The 18,481-nt window shown below is 61.7% G+C and carries 17 protein-coding genes and 1 tRNA gene; 4 read left to right on the top strand and 14 right to left on the bottom strand.

Features of this window, described 5'->3' with window-relative positions; all coding sequences use genetic code 11:
• Window positions 1-37 precede the first annotated feature (37 nt).
• The 4 genes from dop to HMPREF1484_RS08025 are packed head-to-tail and all read right to left on the bottom strand — an operon-like array spanning window position 38 to window position 5,423.
• Window positions 38-1,714 (bottom strand): depupylase/deamidase Dop, encoded by a 1,677-nt coding sequence (gene dop, locus HMPREF1484_RS08040; protein ID WP_016664542.1) that lies wholly within the window; start codon window positions 1,712-1,714, stop codon window positions 38-40.
• Window positions 1,711-3,267, bottom strand: coding sequence for a proteasome ATPase (arc, locus tag HMPREF1484_RS08035; protein WP_016664541.1), 1,557 nt, complete (start codon window positions 3,265-3,267; stop codon window positions 1,711-1,713). Before arc ends, dop begins: the two co-directional genes overlap by 4 nt.
• The gene (locus HMPREF1484_RS08030; RefSeq protein ID WP_016664540.1) at window positions 3,264-4,301 is read right to left on the bottom strand and encodes a tRNA (adenine-N1)-methyltransferase; all 1,038 of its coding nucleotides are present in this window, start codon (window positions 4,299-4,301) and stop codon (window positions 3,264-3,266) included. The genes arc and HMPREF1484_RS08030 overlap by 4 nt, the downstream gene beginning before the upstream one ends.
• Before the next feature lie 30 nt (window positions 4,302-4,331).
• A complete protein-coding gene (locus HMPREF1484_RS08025) occupies window positions 4,332-5,423 on the bottom strand; it encodes a site-2 protease family protein (protein WP_016664539.1) in 1,092 nt (363 codons plus the stop codon).
• Window positions 5,424-5,502: 79 nt separating this feature from the next.
• Between HMPREF1484_RS08025 and HMPREF1484_RS08020 the strand changes: the two genes are divergently transcribed.
• Window positions 5,503-6,354 (top strand): PAC2 family protein, encoded by an 852-nt coding sequence (locus HMPREF1484_RS08020; RefSeq protein WP_016664538.1) that lies wholly within the window; start codon window positions 5,503-5,505, stop codon window positions 6,352-6,354.
• A 33-nt stretch (window positions 6,355-6,387) separates the two neighbouring features.
• Here the strand turns inward: HMPREF1484_RS08020 and HMPREF1484_RS08015 are convergent, their stop codons facing one another.
• Both HMPREF1484_RS08015 and HMPREF1484_RS08010 read right to left on the bottom strand, forming a co-directional pair.
• Complete coding sequence (locus tag HMPREF1484_RS08015; protein WP_016664537.1) at window positions 6,388-7,260, bottom strand: undecaprenyl-diphosphate phosphatase; 873 nt, start codon at window positions 7,258-7,260, stop codon at window positions 6,388-6,390.
• Window positions 7,261-7,407: 147 nt separating this feature from the next.
• On the bottom strand, window positions 7,408-7,701 hold the full coding sequence (locus HMPREF1484_RS08010; RefSeq protein WP_016664536.1) for a hypothetical protein: 294 nt from the start codon (window positions 7,699-7,701) through the stop codon (window positions 7,408-7,410).
• A 112-nt stretch (window positions 7,702-7,813) separates the two neighbouring features.
• Here HMPREF1484_RS08010 and HMPREF1484_RS08005 point away from each other — a divergent pair, with 112 nt between their 5' ends.
• Window positions 7,814-8,101 carry a DUF5703 family protein gene (locus HMPREF1484_RS08005; RefSeq protein WP_016664535.1) on the top strand — a complete coding sequence of 96 codons (288 nt, stop codon included), beginning with the start codon at window positions 7,814-7,816 and terminating at the stop codon, window positions 8,099-8,101.
• Window positions 8,102-8,164: 63 nt separating this feature from the next.
• The gene (locus tag HMPREF1484_RS10985; RefSeq protein WP_016664534.1) at window positions 8,165-8,668 is read left to right on the top strand and encodes a prepilin peptidase; all 504 of its coding nucleotides are present in this window, start codon (window positions 8,165-8,167) and stop codon (window positions 8,666-8,668) included.
• Between the two features lie 169 nt (window positions 8,669-8,837).
• Here HMPREF1484_RS10985 and HMPREF1484_RS07995 read toward each other — a convergent pair whose 3' ends face one another.
• Together HMPREF1484_RS07995 and HMPREF1484_RS07990 are read right to left on the bottom strand one after the other, a co-directional pair.
• Window positions 8,838-9,662: a hypothetical protein gene (locus tag HMPREF1484_RS07995; protein ID WP_016664533.1), complete on the bottom strand. Its 825-nt coding sequence runs from the start codon at window positions 9,660-9,662 to the stop codon at window positions 8,838-8,840.
• Window positions 9,663-10,294: 632 nt separating this feature from the next.
• A tRNA-Leu gene (locus HMPREF1484_RS07990) sits at window positions 10,295-10,380 on the bottom strand.
• Window positions 10,381-10,534: 154 nt separating this feature from the next.
• Between HMPREF1484_RS07990 and HMPREF1484_RS07985 the strand changes: the two genes are divergently transcribed.
• Window positions 10,535-10,999: a tRNA (cytidine(34)-2'-O)-methyltransferase gene (locus HMPREF1484_RS07985; RefSeq protein ID WP_016664532.1), complete on the top strand. Its 465-nt coding sequence runs from the start codon at window positions 10,535-10,537 to the stop codon at window positions 10,997-10,999.
• Here the strand turns inward: HMPREF1484_RS07985 and HMPREF1484_RS07980 are convergent.
• The 6 genes from HMPREF1484_RS07980 to HMPREF1484_RS07955 form a co-directional block, all read right to left on the bottom strand.
• Window positions 10,996-11,844, bottom strand: a complete 849-nt coding sequence (locus HMPREF1484_RS07980) for a shikimate dehydrogenase (RefSeq protein WP_016664531.1) — start codon at window positions 11,842-11,844, stop codon at window positions 10,996-10,998. The two genes, HMPREF1484_RS07985 and HMPREF1484_RS07980, sit on opposite strands and share 4 nt — an antisense overlap.
• A gap of 23 nt (window positions 11,845-11,867) precedes the next feature.
• The gene (gene mltG / locus HMPREF1484_RS07975; protein WP_016664530.1) at window positions 11,868-13,016 is read right to left on the bottom strand and encodes an endolytic transglycosylase MltG; all 1,149 of its coding nucleotides are present in this window, start codon (window positions 13,014-13,016) and stop codon (window positions 11,868-11,870) included.
• A gap of 9 nt (window positions 13,017-13,025) precedes the next feature.
• The gene (gene ruvX, locus HMPREF1484_RS07970; protein ID WP_232049697.1) at window positions 13,026-13,505 is read right to left on the bottom strand and encodes a Holliday junction resolvase RuvX; all 480 of its coding nucleotides are present in this window, start codon (window positions 13,503-13,505) and stop codon (window positions 13,026-13,028) included.
• Window positions 13,505-16,186, bottom strand: coding sequence for an alanine--tRNA ligase (alaS, locus tag HMPREF1484_RS07965; RefSeq protein WP_016664528.1), 2,682 nt, complete (start codon window positions 16,184-16,186; stop codon window positions 13,505-13,507). Before alaS ends, ruvX begins: the two co-directional genes overlap by 1 nt.
• Before the next feature lie 138 nt (window positions 16,187-16,324).
• Window positions 16,325-16,948, bottom strand: coding sequence for a 30S ribosomal protein S4 (gene rpsD / locus HMPREF1484_RS07960; protein WP_016664527.1), 624 nt, complete (start codon window positions 16,946-16,948; stop codon window positions 16,325-16,327).
• Window positions 16,949-17,088: 140 nt separating this feature from the next.
• Window positions 17,089-18,477, bottom strand: coding sequence for a replication-associated recombination protein A (locus tag HMPREF1484_RS07955; protein WP_016664526.1), 1,389 nt, complete (start codon window positions 18,475-18,477; stop codon window positions 17,089-17,091).
• Between the last annotated feature and the right edge of the window lie 4 nt (window positions 18,478-18,481).

The following is an 18,481-nucleotide window of genomic DNA, read 5'->3' as shown; positions in this document are numbered from 1 at the left end:
TGTCCACGCTACATGCGCCCCGCGGCGGGGCGCGCCATCACCGCATCTCATCAGCGGCCTTCCGAAAACTTTCAAGGAGAGTCTCAATCGCCCCGCTTGGATCGACCCCGTGGGCCTCGCACCACTGTTTCGACGCGACCGTTGGATCAGCGAGACGCACGCGCATGGCCGCACCCTCATGTCGCACCGTAACGACGTCCCACCCTGCCGAGTCAAGATCGTCGCGGTGGTGCGTGACAAGGCCGCCCCGTATGTACGCTCTGGTCGATTCGGGAGCGTGTGTCACCGCGTGCGAGATCTCGTCATCGCGCACGAGCCGGCGCACGCGCCCCGCCTTCGCAAGCTTCTCGTAGATGGATTTATCCTCGCGGACATCCGTGAACTGGAGATCGAGCGCCGCGAGCCGAGGGTCGGACCACTCCAGTCCGTGCCGCTCCCGAAACGCCTTAACGAGGGCGTACTTGCCCACCCATTCGATGCGATCCGCGGCGTCCAGTGGATTACGCTCGAGCACCTCCAGAAGCTCGGTCCACAGCGCGATCGCCTCGAGGGTCTCTGCATCGGCCTCGTCTCCCTCGAGCGAATTCTTCACGGCGCTCAAGTAGGCGCGTTGAATATCCAAGGCCGACGCTTGCCTACCATCCGTGGTGGCATAGGTTTTCGCGAAGCCCAGATCATGCGAAATCTCGTGGACGGCGCTGACAGGATCGACGAGCTGAATGTCCGGAAGGAGCGACTTTCCTGTCGCGTGTTCCCGTTCCGCAAGGCTCAAAACGAGGGAAGTCATCGCGAGCTTGAGGAACGTTGAGGTCTCGAAGAGGTTCGCATCGCCAATAATGACGTGCAGCCGGCGAAATCGCGAGGAATCCGCATGGGACTCGTCGCGAGAGTTAACGATAGGCCGATTGAGTGTCGTCTCGAGCCCCACCTCGTTTTCGAAAAAGTCGGCGCGTGAGCTGATCTGAAAGCCGTCGATCTCACCGCGGGTGCCGATCCCGACGCGTCCCGCCCCCACGAGAATCTGGCGCGTCGCGAAAAAGGGGATCAGAATTTCGCAAAGGCGCTCAAAAGGGACACCCCGGTCCACGAGATAGTTCTCGTGCGTCCCGTAGCTTTGGCCCTTGCCATCGGTGTTGTTCTTGAACAGCGCGAGGGCCGGGATACCGTCGGCCTCCTCGATGCGAGCCATGGCGAGCCGAGCGATACGCTCCCCCGCCTTATCCCACACGACCGCTTCGCGGGCGGTCATGACCTCTGGCGAAGAGTATTCGGGATGGGCGTGATCGACGTAGAGTCGAGCACCGTTGGTCAGTACCGCGTTTCCGATCGCACGGCGTTCCGCAAAATGCAGGGTCGCGGCATCGTCGAGGTCGAGCGGAATATCGTCACCGACCGTGATCTCGAAATCCGCGTCGACACTTGGGACGTGCGCATCGTGCGCTTCATGGGTGAGCTGAGTAGGGTGTGCGGCAGCGCGCTGAACTTCAAACCCACGCGCGTCACGCAAAGGGGTTTCGTCGCCGTAGTCCCAGCGAACACGGCGCTTCGGTGAGTCCTCGAGCAGGGCATAAGCTGCGACGGCATAGTGCGAGAGGCGAATTGACGCGTTCGCCCCGGAACGTTCACGCTCGGAATCAGACGTGTGAACGATGCCGAATTCCGTTTCAATGCCCATTGGGCGCCGAGTTGTCAGGGACGGAATGACCGAGCTCATGGTGCCGCGACCTCCTCGCTGCTCGCCGCGCGGCGCGGCGTCATGCGGGTAATACGCTGGCCGCGACGACCCGAAACTCGAGCCCAATCATCAGGGTTTGCTGTCGAGGGGAGATCCTCATTTTCCTTGAACTCAGTGTGGATTGCTTCGAGAAGGTGAGCGCGAGAAATCCCCCGCTCACCGTCGGAAAGCTCCGCCTTAATCGCGAGCTTCTTCGCGCGATCCACAATGTTGCGAAGCATCGCACCGGACATGAACTCCGAAAAATACAGCACCTCGGTTGTCCCATCCGCATACTCGAGGTCGACATAGGCCATATCGTCGTCACGCGCGTAAATACGCTCGATAGCGAAATCCACGAGAACGCCGAGTTCTTCGGCAAGCGGGACGTCATGCGTGAGGTAGAGCCGCAGGATTTCCGCGCCCGCCTTGGGGCCAGGGCGTTCGATGCGGATCTTGACGTCGAGTCGCCCGGGCCGAACGATCGCCGGATCGATCATGTCCTCGCGGTTTGAGGCCCCGATGACGATGACGTTCTCGAGACTTTCCACACCGTCGATCTCGGCAAGAAGCTGAGGCACAACCGTTGACTCGACATCCGAGCTCACCCCCGACCCGCGCGTGCGGAAAAGCGAGTCCATCTCGTCGAAGAACACGACGACCGGATTGCCCGAGCTCGCCTTCTCACGGGCGCGCTCGAACACGAGCCGAATGGAGCGTTCCGTCTCGCCCACATACTTGTTGAGAATTTCCGGTCCCTTGACATTCAGGAACCACGAGCGGTTAACAACCTCACTCGGATCCTGGCCGCGTTGACGTGCCGCTTTGAGAGCGAGTTCGTGCGCAACAGCCTTGGCGATCATCGTCTTTCCGCATCCGGGCGGGCCATACAGGAGCACGCCCTTTGGCGGGCGAAGACCATACTCATGAAAGAGCTCCTGGTGCAGAAACGGCATCTCGATGGCGTCGCGGATCGCGTCAATCTGGTCGCCAAGGCCACCGATATCGCTGTAGGACACATCCGGAATGTGCTCGAGGATGAGATCCGCAACTTCCTTGCGTTCAAGAACCTCGAGAACGAGGGCGGATTTCGGGTCGACCATGAGGTGATCGCCCCTATTGATACGACTGTCCAGAAGTTTCGGAACGACGTTCATGACACGCTGTTCATCGGCGTGAACCTGAACGAGCACACGAGAATCCTCAAGCTGCTCTACGGCGGTCGCGACAAAACCCGTCGTCTCGTGCGTCAATGCTTCCACCGCTATGAGGTTCTCATTGAGGCGCACCTCTTGGCCCTGTGTAAGCGCTTCGACGTCAATGTCGGGGGCAACGAGTACGCGCAGCTTTCGACCATTGTGGAGGATATCGATCTGGTTGTCCTCGACTTTCGCAACGAACGTGCCGAAAGACGACGGCGGATCCGCGAGTGACTCGAGATCACTTCGCAACTGCACGATCTGTTCGCGCGCTTTCGACAGCGACTTCACGAGCTGCTCGTTACTGCGAGCAAGCTTCGACAGTTCCTCGTTCAGCTCCTGATAGGTCTTCACCGCGTCCTCCCCTGCCTAATGTCTCGAAGTGCCCGCTTCGTCTTGCGTGGCGCAACGTTGCGTTCGTGGAAGTCCTCGCTCGTCCATTCATGACTCGAGCCACCGAAGCCCTCGTTTGCGGGGCCGTTGAGCTCCGCCTCATCCCGCGAACCAGGGGCCGGGCGCTGCTTGCGAAGCAGTGCCTTGCAGCCGCGAGCCGTGCGGCGGGACGTCAACAAGAACCCTGTGTGGGCGTTCATGCGGTGCTCAGGGCGCACCGCAAGGCCATCGAGATGCCACGGGCGCATCATCGTTTCCCACGCATAGGGCTCGGTGAACTCGCCGTGATCCCTAAGCGCCTCGACCGTACGAGACAGCTGCGTCACCGTCGCGACGTACGCGAGAAACACGCCGCCGTCTTCAAGCACCTCTGCCGCACTGTCCACGCACTCCCACGGCGCGAGCATATCGAGCACGACACGGTCGACGCGCTCGCCCTGCTGCGCGAGCTCATGCGCGCCGTCCTGGAAATCGCCGATGCTCAAGTCCCACCACGAGGGCACGGAACCGAAGAAACTTTCGACATTAGCCTTCGCGACCTCGGCGAAATCTTCGCGGCGTTCGATGGAGCGCAAAGAGCCGTCGGGCCCAAGCGCCCGCAAAAGCGCAATCGTGAGCCCGCCCGAGCCCACCCCTGCCTCAAGAACGCGTGCCCCCGGGAAAATATCCCCGTACATGAGGATCTGCGCGGAATCCTTCGGGTAGATAATCGCCGCGCCGCGAGGCATCGCCATCATGTAGTCGTTGTAGAGCGGGCGCAGCGCCTGAAAGGCGACGCCAGCGCTGTTCTCGACAACCGTGCCATCGCTCTTGCCGATCAGGTCGTCATGGCGAAGGAACCCGCGGTGGGAATGATGCACCCCGCCCTCTTTAAGCGTGATCGTGTTGAGGCGATTCTTGTGGTCGGCGAGCTGGACCTTGTCCCCCACAACGAAGGGCCCCGTACGGTCGAGGCGTGCGGTGACGGTGGGGTCGGTTTCGTGCGGCGAAGTCATGACAGTGAGTCTACGTGGCTTTTGCGCACCTCACCCGCGAGCGTTGAGCGCGCGGGCTACATCCTGCGCAAAAATCACGCTCACAAATTGACCTGCGTCGTTGCGCACGAGATAGGCGGGCGCCTCATCAGCCTGCATGGCAGCGAGAAGGTCGCTCCCCTCGGGACGCCCATCGAGCACCGTTGCCCTCACCACGGGTGAGAGCACCGCGTGAACCGGATAGTCCGCAGGCGCCTCAGCGATCGCGGCAGCTGGGGCGAGGACGACGCCGTCGGGATCGACGTAGAGCCCACCGCGTTCGAGGTAGGATCGTTCCCGCTCAACCGTTGCCGCGTTCGAAAGCACGCGGACCTCTTGCGACACGTGCGCGATGTGGAGCATATCGGCGCTCTCGAGAAAGCGCGCGTGGGCGATCGCCTGCGAGGCTCCCTGAAACAGCGATAGCGCGATCAGAATGCTCCACACCGTCCATAGCGGGGACGGCAGGTCTCCGCGCACGGCGGAGAGCGCGAGAGGGACGACCACGACGCCGACGGCGATCACACGGCCTACCCACCCCGTGATGATCGTTGCCCGTGCGGAGTTCATTCCGCATGCACGAAGGATCGCTTCCAGAGCCCTCCCGCCATCCATGGGCAGCCCCGGGAGGACATTGAAGATCGCGAGCGCCCAGTTGAGGGTCGAGGCAAAATGGCACGCAAGCACGCACATCGCGAGTGCTCCCAAATCGGCGTTCAGGAGCACGGGCGTCAGGGCCCGAGCGACGGCGCTCAGGATGAGGGCAAGGATGGCATTCGTGGCCGGTCCCGAAAGTGAGATGAGCATCGAGCGCGAAGGGCTCAGACGCGGTCCCTCATACGTCGTGTGCCCGCCAAACAAGGTCAGGGCGATTTCACGCACCCGAGCCCCGAAGGCACGCGCGACACACGCGTGTGCGAGCTCGTGCAAAGCAACCGAGAGCAAAAAGAGCACTGCTGCGATGGCTGCCGCGCCAATAGCAAAGGCCCCCGGCAAGTACTGGGCGAACTGCGGCTGAATCATCACCGCAAGCAACACCGCAAAAAGAATACTTCCGGCCCCGACGGAGACCTTTGGCATCGTCCGTTCCAGCTCAGCTCCCATACCCGCCTCGTTTCGACCTTGCAGCGTCGAGAACTATACTTGCACGACACGCCTAACGGCGTAGCTGAAGGAGGAATGCGTGCCCGAAAACCCCGCTCACGACGAGGTCAACCGCACAATAGCCATCGCAGCCTTCGGCGGCTGGAACGATGCAGGCACCGGCAGTAGTGAAGCCCTCACCCACCTGATGAACACGATCGGCGTCGATGAGGAACGCCCACCTCACACCATCGACGCTAATCACTACGTCGACCTCCAGATCAACCGCCCACTCCTGGCCAGGGATAGCGAAGGCCAACGCCGCGTGACCTGGCCGCACACGCACATCATTCCCCTCAAGCCCCACCGCGGCACGCGGATCCTCATCATCACCGGCCCCGAGCCCTCCTTCAACTGGACGGGCTACTGCGAAGACATCCTCACGCACGTGACATCCGCTCAGTGCACGCTTCTCGTGACACTGGGGGCCCTGCTCGCCGACACCCCGCACACGCGGCCGCTGCCAACATCGACAACGTGGGGCTCGCAAACCCCGAGGGTTGCCGACGCCGACGATTACGAGGGCCCCATCGGTATCCCCGCCATTTTGAACGACGCCGCCCACACTGCTGGCGTCGGAACCCTTTCCCTGTGGGTCCAGGTCCCGAACTACGTCGGCCAAAACCCCGCCCCCAAGGCCACCCTCGCACTCCTTACCGCACTCGATCGCGAACTTGACCTGCACATTCCCCTCGGCGAGCTTCCGGAGGATGCACGCGCGTGGGAGCGAGGTATGGACGCCATGGCCAACGAAGAAGAGGACATCAAGCAGTACGTTGAGCAACTCGAACAGATGAGGGATGCGACGGAACTGCCGGAGGCATCGGGCGATGTAATCGCTTCCGAGTTCGAGCAATTCCTTCGCAGACGCGAAGACGGCGACACGCACTAGGCGCGCCGCCGTCTTACGTCGGTTCTGGAAGCTTTACGCGCCCCCGAGCGGGGACACCACCCCGAACACGAGCAGGAGAAGAAGAACCGTACCTGCGATGAGGCGGTACCACACAAACACCGAGTACGAGTGATTCTCGATGAGGCGCATGAACCACACGATCACCGCATAGCCGAGCACGAACGCCACGAGCGTGGCGACGATGATCGCCGAAAGGCTTGGCTCCCCCGCTGCCATAGCGGCGGCACGCCCCTCGGGGCTCAAGAGGGCCGGCACCTCCTTGTACGCCTTGTACAGGCCAGACGCGAACACCGCCGGAATCGCGAGCAGGAATGCGTAACGCGCCGCGGCTTTGCGGCTGTAACCCAGGATGAGGCCCATCGTGATCGTGCCACCGGAGCGGCTCACGCCAGGGATGAGGGCGAGAGCCTGCGCGAGGCCGTAGAGGATCGCGTCTTTGAGGCTCAAGTCCTCCAGATTCTTCTCCTGCGCACCGCGTGCATCTGCATACGCGAGAAACACCGCGAAGAGGATCAGCATCGCTGCCGTGATGTACAGATTACGAAGCGCGTGGTCGATCTGCTTCTCGAACAAGAGCCCGAGAACTCCGATTGGAATCGATCCGAGGATGACAAACCACCCCATGCGGGCATCCGGATCCGAATGCGGAACCTTACCTACGAGCGACTTCGCCCACTGCGCGATGATGTGGACGATGTCCTTGAAAAAGTAGATGAGGACGGCGAGCTCAGTTCCAAGCTGCATGATTGCCGTAAATGCCGCCCCGGGATCCTGCCCTGGGTTCAGAAGTTCACCAACGACGCGCACGTGAGCGCTCGATGACACGGGAAGAAATTCGGTGAGCGCCTGGACAATGCCCAGGATCACCGCATCGAGGAAACTCAACTCAACGACTCCTTATCAGGTTGCGTGGGCATCAGATCCATGCGCGGCACGCCGGGCGATTTTGCCACAATGCGACACTACGCGGCACCTCCCCGCCTGGAAGGCACCGCGTAGTGTGTGATCGATTACGGGATCGCCGCCGGACGCTCAGTCCTCATCGTCATAGTCGTCGTCATCGTCGAGATCGAGATCGTCGAAGTCGTCGAAATCGTCGTCCTCGTCGTAGTCGTCCTCATCGTCGTCAAAGATAATGAATGGGGTCGCGACGTTGTACGCATCGAAAAGTGCGTCGTCGTAATTCTCAAAGGCGAGCGAGAGACGTTCGGTGGCAACGTCGAGCTGGTCTTCATCCTCGCCATTCGTGGCGGCGATGACATCGAAGTGGCGCTCAAGGGCGGCGATCAGTGCGGTCAGTGCGGCGCGAGGATCTTTCGTGTTCATGCAACGAAAATACCGCGAAACCCCCGCAAAAGGTAGCGGAATGCCCGGAATTTGGCGGCAATTTTTTGTGCGGCACGCAAGGTGGCAGACTCGCTCGAGGAAAGGAGCGCTCATGACAAACATTCCGGACCGATCACGCACATCGATCCTTCCTCCTCAGTGGAAGGTCTCCACCCCCTCCAGCCTGCTTCAGGCTCCGGTGGCGAAGGGACGCTCGGCGCGCGACTACGAGTTTCAGGTGCTCACGATCCCTAAGGGGACGTCGATTGGTCAGGCCCGCGAGGCCCTCACGGACGAGGCCGAGTACGGGCGCTGGGAACTTGCCCGGACGCAGAAGTTCATCGGCGGCGGGAAAAAGGTGTGGCTGCGCCGACGCATCATGCGTGTCACCGCACCGTAATGGTTGTCCACAGAATTGGTGTCCAGGCGGCGATGCCAGCTGTCATGTGGTGAACTGAGAAGCGTGATCAGTATTTTCGACTCGGCCGACACAACGGCACTCTTTGCAATCGTGGCTTTAACGCACCTCACGTTTGCGATTCCCCTGTCGTACATCGACATCCGCGAGCATCGCTTACCCAACAAACTCACACTCGCGATCACCGGTGCGGTGGCCTGTACGGCAGCGGTGACTGCCCTCATGATTCCCACGGTCGAAAAGCGCGTGCTTGGTGCATGTGCCATCGCCGTCGTTGTTGGTGCGTTGGTTTTTGTCTTTGCGCTCCTGTCCCCCGGGAGTATCGGAATGGGCGATGCGAAAGTCACCCCGGCCACCGTTGTACTCGCGGGACTCGGCGGCATACCGGTCCTTCTGGGAGCTTTAGCGTGGATATGCGGCGCGGGGGCACTTGCAGCGTTCTGGGTGCTTGTCAGAACGAGAAGCACCAAGGCCCGTTTCGCATTCGGCCCGATCATTCTGAGCGCTCCCTACGGAGGCCTTGGGCTCGCGCTCCTCGGTCTTTTTTAACGCCGCTTGATCTAAGGAAGCCAAGGCTGGCCGCTGCCCTCACCTTCGGATACTCCGGCACGAACCGGACCCCGGTCACAATACTCAACTCGCGTGCGAGTGAACGAAAAGGGACGCCCCGAGAGGGGCGCCCCTTTCAAGAGAAGCGAATGAAACTCCGCGATAGAGATCAGGCGCGCTTGCGGAGGTAGCTCACGCCACCGCCAACTGCGGTCGCAGCGGCACCGAGTGCAGCGAGGATGCCCACCGAAGCACCGGTGCGGGCAAGACCAGAACCACTGTTCGAAGCAGCGGCCTTCTCTTCCTGCTTGTCCGTGGCGCCATCGGCTTCTTCCGAGGCGCCGTCGTTGTCACCTTCCGAGGCTTCGGAGGTGCCCGCTTCCCCGTCGGTCACCTTCTCTTCCCCGTTGTTACCAGAGGGCATTTCGGCGTTGTTCTGCTCGTTGAGGCGGTTGTATTCCTTCTCGGCAGCATCGAGGTAGTCGTTTTCTGCCTGAGCAGCCTCGTCGCGAGTCGGAGTGTCCCACTCCGGCATCTCGTTCTTCTTGTTGTATTCCTTCTCAGCGGCGTCGAGGTAGTCGTTTTCTGCCTGGGCAGCCTCGTCGCGAGTCGGAGTGTCCCACTCAGGCTGAGTGTTCTTGTTGTATTCCTTCTCTGCGGCGTCGAGGTAGTCGTTCTCAGCGGCAGCGCCCTCGTCACCGGTCGGGGTATCCCACTCAGGCTGAGTGTTCTTGTTGTATTCCTTCTCAGCGGCATCGCTGTAGTCGTTCTCAGCAGCAGCGGCCTCTTCGCCGGTCGGGGTATCCCACTGACCAACGCACTTCTGGAGGTCTGCGGGCACGCTGATGATGCCCATTGCAGCGTATTCGAGGTCAGCCTTCTGCTCAGCCGTGAGGTCGTTGCAATCGACGGTTTCCGCGTTTGCAGCGGCACCGAAGCCGAAGGTGAGGGCGGCGGTCGCAGCGACTGCGCTCATGCGGACAATAGCTTTCATTGTTTTCTCCTAGCTAGGGAAAGGACCGGACCCGGTTGGGGCCGGATAACCAGGCTCGTGTGCGCGCCGCACGATTTGCAGACCACTAGTGCACGACCTGCGGCTCGTTACGGGGCGTAAGGCCGTAGCCGGGTGAAACGACGTTACCATAACGCTGTCGCGCCAGTTGTGGGACTAAGGTCCATCTTCCACAACAGTGTGATTAAAACGGAACTTGCGCGCTCTAATCGATGCGCGGCGCGCTTTGGAAGCATGAACTGAGCGGTGGTGCGGGCGGGGCGGGCGAAGCTCCATTCATATCGCTATGCACGGCTTCGCCCGCGGTTCCAACCGGTCGTCATTCATGCCGCAGCGTAAGTGGAGAAGGAAGGCCCCCGCCTTGCCTTCGCACCGCAGGTGCGTTAGCGCATGCCCGCTCCGCATGGTTGGAACTCGTCTCTCCGCCCCCGCGAGACGCCCATCACAATCAAAGCAGAGCGGACAAACGGCAACAAGACTTCCGCTTGAACAAGAAATAACTTTCGGTAAACGTTCGCGGATGCAAAGCTCCCGAACGCGCGCGCTGCAGGGGGTGATTACACGCAACAGAAAACCCTCCGTGCTGCGATTGCGCACGGAGGGTTTCTCCACGGTGTCCGAGGGGGGACTTGAACCCCCACGCCCTTAAGCGGGCACTAGCACCTCAAGCTAGCGCGTCTACCTATTCCGCCACCCGGACCGGGTTTTTGTCGCTTCTTCGTTTGCGACTCAATGAGATTACCACCGTGCGCACGTCGGAGGAAATTCAGAGCTCGTTTTTTGCGGATTCGTGAACGGAATCACGCGCCGACGGAGGTTCGGGTAAGAATGAGCGACGTGAGAGACTCGAACCTATGCCCCACATCATGTTTTTTGAACCTCTCATCCCCGGTAACACCGGCAACGCCATCAGGCTCTCCGCCGTGACGGGGGCGCCGCTTCACCTTATTAAGCCGCTCGGCTTCAACTTTGACGACGCGCATTTGCGCCGCGCGGGCCTCGACTACCACGATCTCGCGGTCATGACAGTTCACGAGAGCTTCGACGATGCCCTCGCCGCCCTCCCGGATTCACGGGTATTCGCATTCACGGGACATACAGATGCGCATTTCCACGACATCACCTACCGCGAAAGCGATGTTCTCCTCTTTGGGAGGGAGGACACAGGTCTTCCCGAGTCGGTACTGCAGCACCCCCGCATCACGAAGTGCGTCCGTATTCCTATGCTCGAGGGGCGCCGCTCGCTGAACCTCGCTAATTCCGCTTCGATCGCCGTATATGAGGCGTGGCGTCAGCTTGGCTACTCCGGAGCACTCTAGATCCCGACTCCGAATACTGCTTCGTACATCCCTTCGGCGGGAGCGGCCTCAACTCCGCACATGAGTTCGACTTGCCGGGCGGCCTGATGCGCGAGCATGTGGGCGCCGGTCGCGAATGCCGGGGCGGTCGCGCAATCCATGCGGTCGGCGAAAGCCGTGCGAACTCGCGCGAGCGGGGTGGGGTCCGGGAAGTACAGCGCATCGAAAAAGGCCGACGGCACTCGCGCTACCTCGTCCAGGTGGGCAAGGACGCGGTTGGCAATTGTTTTAGCCCCCTCGAGTGCGAGCGCGCTCGCGACGATGTCAGTATCGAAGCTTCGTGCGGGATGATCCCAGTCCCCCACGCGCACGTGAACGCCCCGGCTCTTGAGAAGTGATTCGAGGGACGTGAGTTTCTGGCGTGAGCGCGCGAGCAGGGTAAAACGCGTGCACCCTGCCTCATGAAGGGCCACGGCCAGTGAAAGGGCAGTCGCACCTGATCCAAGAAGCGTCGCACTTTCGATCCCCGCGATTCCCGCAGAATCGAGCGCTCCCTGAATTCCCGCGACGTCGGTGTTGAAGGCGACGTATCGTCGCTTGCGGCCCGAGCCGATCGGGAGCAGAGTATTCGCGATCTGGAGCTCAGAGTGGGTACCGTGAGCCACGGCGAGCTCGTGTGCATGAGCCTTGTGAGGCATCGTCACGCTCACGCCGTCGTAGAGCGGGAGTATGTTGCGTGCGAAACGCGCAAATTCTCCGCGTGGCACGTGAACCCGCTCGTAGCTCGCGTGCTCGATCCCGAGCGCGCGATAGGCCGCCTCATGCAGTTCGGGCGAGCGCGAGTGCGCGATCGGATCCCCGATCACGGCAAACCTCAGTCGATGACCGCTTACTTTTTCTTCGCCCATTCGCGCCACTGCGCCACATTCTTGTCGTGCTCTGCCTTAGTGGCCGCGAACTTCGTCTCCCCGGTATCCGTATTGACGGTCACCCAGTAGAGCCAGGGCCCTTCTGGCGGATTCTTCACGGCATCGAGGGTGGCATCGCCGGGATTGGAGATAGGGCCGATGGGAAGCCCAGGGTGCTTGTACGTGTTGTAAGGCGAGTCAGTCGCCCGCTGCTCCGGTGTCGTGGAGATCGTTTCGCTCTTGCTGAAATAGGCGACCGTCGAATCCAGTTGGAGATTCATGGGCTTACCGCCCGCCTCGCCAACGCCGGCAAGACGATTGTCGATCGTCCGCACGACCTTCCCGTAGTCCTCGGGATTGCGTGCTTCCTTCTCCACGATCGAGGCAATCGTGAGGGTCTCGTGCCACTTGTCCTCGGGAATCCCCTTCTTCTTGAGCCTCGTGGTCATACGGGAGACCATCGTGTCGAGAATATCGGCGGCTGAATCGTCTTCGTGAAAATCGTAGGTACCGGGCCACAGGTACCCTTCGATTGACTTCGCTGGGTTCTTCGGCACGCCGCGTGCCTCATAATCAGCTCCGGCCTTTTCAAACTCTTTGACGGGGATGCCCGTTGCCTTGCTCAACCGTTCGTACATCTTTCGAGTGGTCTGTCCCTCAGGGATAGTCACGCGAATCCCCACGCGGCTCGAAGGATCGAGCAGCAGGCTTAGCGCTGATGCTCCGCTCATCTGTTTACGCAGCTTGTAGGTGCCGGGCGTAATGTTCGGGGCATCCTGGCTCGCCGCAAAGGCGTTGACGAACGGGCCCTTCGTTTTGATCACGCCAGCGTCGACGAGAGTTGCCGCGATGTCCGAGCCACTGTCGCCATCCTTCACGACAATCTCGACCTCGCCGGATCCCTCGCCCTCGTAGTCTTTCGCTGAGCTTGACACATCCACGTTGGTGGAAATCCAGGAGTAGCCGAAGTATCCGCCGCCCACGAGCGCTCCGAGGACGACCAGCACCAGCACAGCGGGCAAGAACCGCTTCAACAGGCTCGGCTTCGGGCTCCGACGCTTTCCACGCCCCGATCGAGTCTCATGATGACCCGACGAACCCAGCAGGTCCTCAAGGGAAGAATCTGGCACGAATACTCCTTACTGGGGATCGCTGTGGCTCCACGGCTCTCCAGCCGCAGCTCCACGCGCGCGTTCGAAATCAAGAGCAGTCTGAAGAATCATGACTGCAGCGACCTGGTCTATCACCGGTCGGTGTGTGCGATGTCGGCGCCCCGAATCGCTCAGTGCACGGTGAGCACTCACGGTGCTCATGCGTTCGTCTACAAGGTACACGTCGTACTCGGGTTCCGACTCAATCGGTTCGAGTTCCGCGAGTTCGGCGATGAACGCTTGAGCTTTCTCAACTGCCGTGCCGCATTCGCCGCTCAGCAAGCGAGGCTTGCCGACATACAGTCGCTCGGCGCCAAGTTCGGCGATGAGAGCCTGGAGCTTTGGTGCGGCTTCCTCGCGCGGGAACGTGTCGACTGGCGTCGCGAGGAGGCCGTCGGCGTCACTGCGGGCGACACCGACGCGGGCATCGCCCACGTCGACGCCGATCCGCACAAATCGCCGAGGCATCATACGCGGGCGCGAAGGGCTGCGGTAATCGTCTCTAGCGCAACGGGCACGAGCGACGGCTCGCCGCCACCGCCCTGAGCGAGGTCGTCCTTGCCGCCCCCTCGACCGTTCATCGCTGCGGCAGCGTCGCGCAAGAGCGCCCCGGCCTTGATGCCAGCCTCGCGCGCCGCGGCATTGGTGGCGACAACGAGCGCTGCGCGAGAATCGGACTCCCCTGCGAGTGCCACCACGCTGGGCTCTGATTCTCCAAGGCGCGCCCTCAAATCTGTCGCGAGAGTACGCAAGTCCCCCGCTGCCACTCCCTCGCCAGCGTCATGGGCGATCACGCGCACGCCGCCGACGGGAGCGGCGGACTCCACGAGCTTGCCTGCCTCGGCCTGCAGCTGCTGACCTCGCATCTGCTGAAGATTTTTCTCCATCTCCTTCACACGCTTCGTAAGCGCCTGCACACGCCCCGGAATGTCGTCCGTAGACACTTTCAAAATCTCCGCGAGCTGCGAGACAAGTGCGTGCTCTTTCGAATGGAACTTATAGGCACTTTCGCCAACGAGCGCGTCAACGCGACGGACGCCCGAACCGATCGAAGCCTCCGAAACGAGCTGGACTGAGCCGAGGCTGCCGGTGACGGGCACGTGCGTGCCGCCGCACAGCTCGCGCGACCAGTCGCCACCGATCGACACGACGCGCACGATGTCGCCGTATTTCTCACCGAACAATGCCTGAGCGCCGAGCGCTTTCGCCTCGTCGATCGGCATCTGCGCGTCTGTCACCTCGAGGTTCTGCTGCAGCATCTGGTTGACCTTGCCCTCGACCTGCGCGAGGGAGCTCTGCGGAACGGCCTGGCCGTAGCGGAAATCAAAGCGCATGCGGCCCGGCGAATTCTCGGAACCGGCCTGGGTCGCGCCTTCGCCAAGTTCTTCGCGCAGCGCCTGGTGCACCATGTGCGTTGCCGTATGGGCACGGGCAATGGCGCCGCGACGCTCTGTGTCAATGCGTGCGATCGCAGACTCGCCGGTACGGGCAGCCCCTTCGATGAGGCGACCACGGTGGACAGAAAGCCCCTTGACGGGCGCCTGGACGTCGTCAACCTCGATGATGCCGCCGCCGGCAAGACTGATCGTGCCCTGGTCGGCGAGCTGACCGCCCATCTCTGCATAGAACGGCGTGTCTGCAAGGACGATTTCCACGTCGGCGGGGGCACTGACGGTTTCTGCGAGGGCGCCGTTGACAAGGATCGAGCCGACTGTCGTCGAGACCGTGTCGTCCGTGTACCCCACGAAGCGTGTGAGGCCGTTGGTGTTCACGATGTCATTGAACAGTGCTGTATCGGTATGCCCTGCCTTCTTGGCCTGGGCATCGGCGCGGGCGCGCTCTCGCTGCTCCTGCATCGCTGCCCGGAAGCCAGCCTCATCAACGCGCAGACCTGCCTCTGCAGCCATTTCCAGGGTGAGGTCGATCGGGAAGCCGTACGTGTCGTGGAGCGTGAAGGCATCATCCCCCGCGAGCAGATCCGATCCGCTCTTCTTGAGGTTCGCGCTCATACCCTCGAAAATCTGCGTGCCGTTGGAGAGCGTGCGACGGAAGGCATCCTCTTCCGTGTACAGAACCTCTTCGATCTTCGCGAACTTCTCCTCGAGAACGGGATACGACGCCACCATGGCGTTCTTCGAGACTGGCAGCAGCTCCGGCAGCGCCTGCTTATCAAACCCAAGTAGACGCATCGAGCGCACCGCGCGTCGAATAAGTCGGCGCATCACGTAACCGCGCCCCTCATTACCTGGGCGCACGCCATCCGACGCAAGCATCATGGCGCTGCGAACGTGGTCGGCAACGACGCGCATGCGCACATCCGATTGCTCGTCGCCCGTCCCGTACCGAAGCCCCGTCAACTCCTCCGCGCGCGCGATGACGGGGAAGACCTGATCGGTCTCATACATGTTGTTCTTGCCCTGCAAAAGATAGGCGAGACGCTCAACGCCGAGACCGGTATCGATCGCCTTGCGGTCGAGTTCACCGATCAGCGGGTAATCCTTCCCGCTGCCCTCGCCTCGCATGTACTGGTCAAAGACAAGGTTCCAGATCTCGAGGTAGCGATCGCCGCCCGGGTCGACGCTGCCTCCTTCGGCCTCGGGGCCGAACTCGGGGCCACGATCGTAATGCCATTCAGCACATGGGCCGGCCGGACCAGGCTGGCCGGTCGACCAGAAGTTTTCTTCCTTCGGAAGGCGCACAATGTGGCGAGAATCGATGCCGATCACGCGCGTGAGGTGGTCGTAGGCTTCCTGATCGTTCTCCCACAGGGTGATCCACAGCCGATCGCCCTCCAGTCCGTACCCGCCTTCACCCACACTCGTCGTGAGAAGCTCCCACGCGAAGTCGATCGCGCCTTCCTTGAAGTAATCCCCAAAGCTGAAGTTGCCGGCCATCTGGAAGAACGTGCCGTGACGCGTGGTCTTGCCGACATTGTCGATGTCGTTCGTTCGGATGCACTTTTGGACGCTCGCCGCACGTGGCCACGGAGCCGTATCGGTGCCAACAATGTAGGGAATGAACGGCACCATGCCGGCAACCGTGAAAAGGATCGAAGGATCAGAGGAGACGAGCGAGTCGCTCGGGACAATCTCGTGGTCCTTGTTCTTGAAGAATTCGAGCCACCGGCGTGAAACCTCGGCTGTCTGCATGGGTTCTTCCTTCCCTAAGCCCTCACGGGCGTGGACTGGGCTGGGCCTTTAACGAAAAGCGGCCCCGACCAAGTGTACGTTCTCGTACTGGTCGGAGCCGCATGAAGTGAAGGCCGTGAGGCCTCCTCCATAAAGAAATCAGCGAGCGTAGTACTCGACGACGAGCGCGACGTCGCAGGTCACGGGGACCTCGGAGCGCTTCGGGCGAGCAACGAGCTGAGCCTTGAGTTCCTCGAGCTGCACCGAGAGGTACGAAGGAACCGACGCCTGAACGTCGGAGTTCGAACCCTCAGCGGCGTCCGCGAAAGCCTCGAGAGTCTGCGACTTCGGCTTGACCTGGATGGTCTGGCCTGGCTTCACACGGTACGAGGGGATGTTCACGATCTCGCCGTCCACGAGGATGTGGCGGTGCGAGACGAACTGACGAGCCTGAAGGATCGTGCGAGCGAAGCCCGCGCGAAGAACAAGGGCGTCGAGACGAGTTTCGAGAAGCTCGATCATCGACTCACCGGTCAGACCCGGGAGCTTCTTGGCCTCGAAGTAGGCGCGGTGGAGCTGCTTCTCACGAAGCTGGTACTGAGCGCGAAGGCGCTGCTTCTCGGTCAGACGAACCGCGTAGTCCGAGTTCGAACGGCGACCACGACCGTGCTGGCCCGGCGGGTAGGGGCGCTTCTCGAAGTACTTGACGGCCTTCGGGGTAAGCGCAAGACCGAGCGCACGCGAAAGGCGTGCGGTACGACGTGCTTTGGTGACACTGGTCACGTAAGTTACCTCAATTTCGATGCGATGAATCCATTTGGCAGCCGCGGATTCAGCGCAAAACTTTACCGTGCCGAGTGCCGAGCCTCAAGCGTTTCAGAGGCTTGGGAGACACAAGCCTCTGTGGGATCGCTCACCGCGCGTCAACCGTCGGACCCCTGCACCCCACCCGCGCCGCGCGTGAGCGAACGCAAAATCGCAAGTGAGCTCTTCACGCGCGCTTCAAAACCGCGATCCGTTGGTTCGTAATAGTTAACGCCGACGAGGTCGTCGGGGGCGTATTGCTGACGTGCCACTCCCCGCGGCTCGTCGTGCGCGTACACGTAGCCAACGCCGTGGCCAAGCTTTTCGGCGCCCTTGTAATGCCCATCGCGAAGATGTGCGGGAACCGAACGCCCTTTTCCTTCGCGCACATCGGCGATCGCTCGATTGATTCCCGCGTAACTCGCATTGGACTTTGGGGCCGTTGCGATGTGCACGACCGCTTGGGCGAGCGGGATCCGCCCCTCGGGCATCCCAATCATTTGGACTGCCTGCATTGCGGCCACGGCAACTTGAAGCGCGGTCGGGTCGGCCATGCCGACCTCCTCACTCGCTGCGATCACGATTCGCCGCGCGATGAACCGCGGGTCTTCGCCCGACTCAATCATGCGGGCCAGATAGTGCAGGGCCGCATCCGGATCGCTTCCCCGCATCGACTTAATGAACGCGCTGATGACGTCGTAGTGCTGATCGCCCTCGCGATCGTAGGTCAACATCGAACGGTTGATCGCGTGGGCGAGGATGTCGCCCGTGATCCGCTTCTCTGGGGTCTTCAGTGCTGAAGCAGCAGCAGCCTCGAGCGCTGTGAGGGCCTTGCGGGCATCGCCTCCGCTGAGACGCACGAGCGCCTCGCGGGCATCACTCTCAAGTTCGACCGAACCGCCGAGCCCCCGCTCCTCGGCGAGCGCTCTCGTCAGCAGTGCATCAATCTCCTCGCCACCGAGCGAATCGAGGGTGAGCACAATCGAGCGCGAGATCAGCGGGGTGATGATTGAAAAATAGGGGTTCTCGGTCGTCGCGGCGATCAGGGTCACCCACCGGTTCTCAACCGACGGCAAGAGCGCATCTTGCTGCGACTTATTAAACCGATGCACCTCATCGACGAAGAGAATCGTTTCGCGACCAGTCGTGCGCAGGCGCGAGCGCGCCGCATCAACGACGGCACGGATATCTTTGACTCCCGCAAGCACGGCTGAAACCTCGACGAACTCGCGATCGCCCTCTCGCGCGACGGCGTAAGCGATCGTCGTTTTGCCCGTTCCGGGTGGGCCCCACAAGATGATTGAGCTCGGGGCCGTATGCGAATCGTCCTCTCCCACGAGACGAAACAGGGGTGAGCCGTCGGCAAGAGCGTTCTTTTGACCGACGATCTCCTCGAGCGAACGCGGCCGCATACGGGCTGCTAGCGGCGCACGGTGATCGACGTTGCGGTCCGCGAGAGTCTTCGGGGCCTCCACGCCTGGCTTGAGAGAAAAAAGATCGTCGTCCACACGT

This window comes from Dermabacter sp. HFH0086, assembly GCF_000413375.1.
GTDB lineage: Bacteria > Actinomycetota > Actinomycetes > Actinomycetales > Dermabacteraceae > Dermabacter > Dermabacter hominis.
This window is presented reverse-complemented; position numbering and strand designations above follow the sequence as displayed.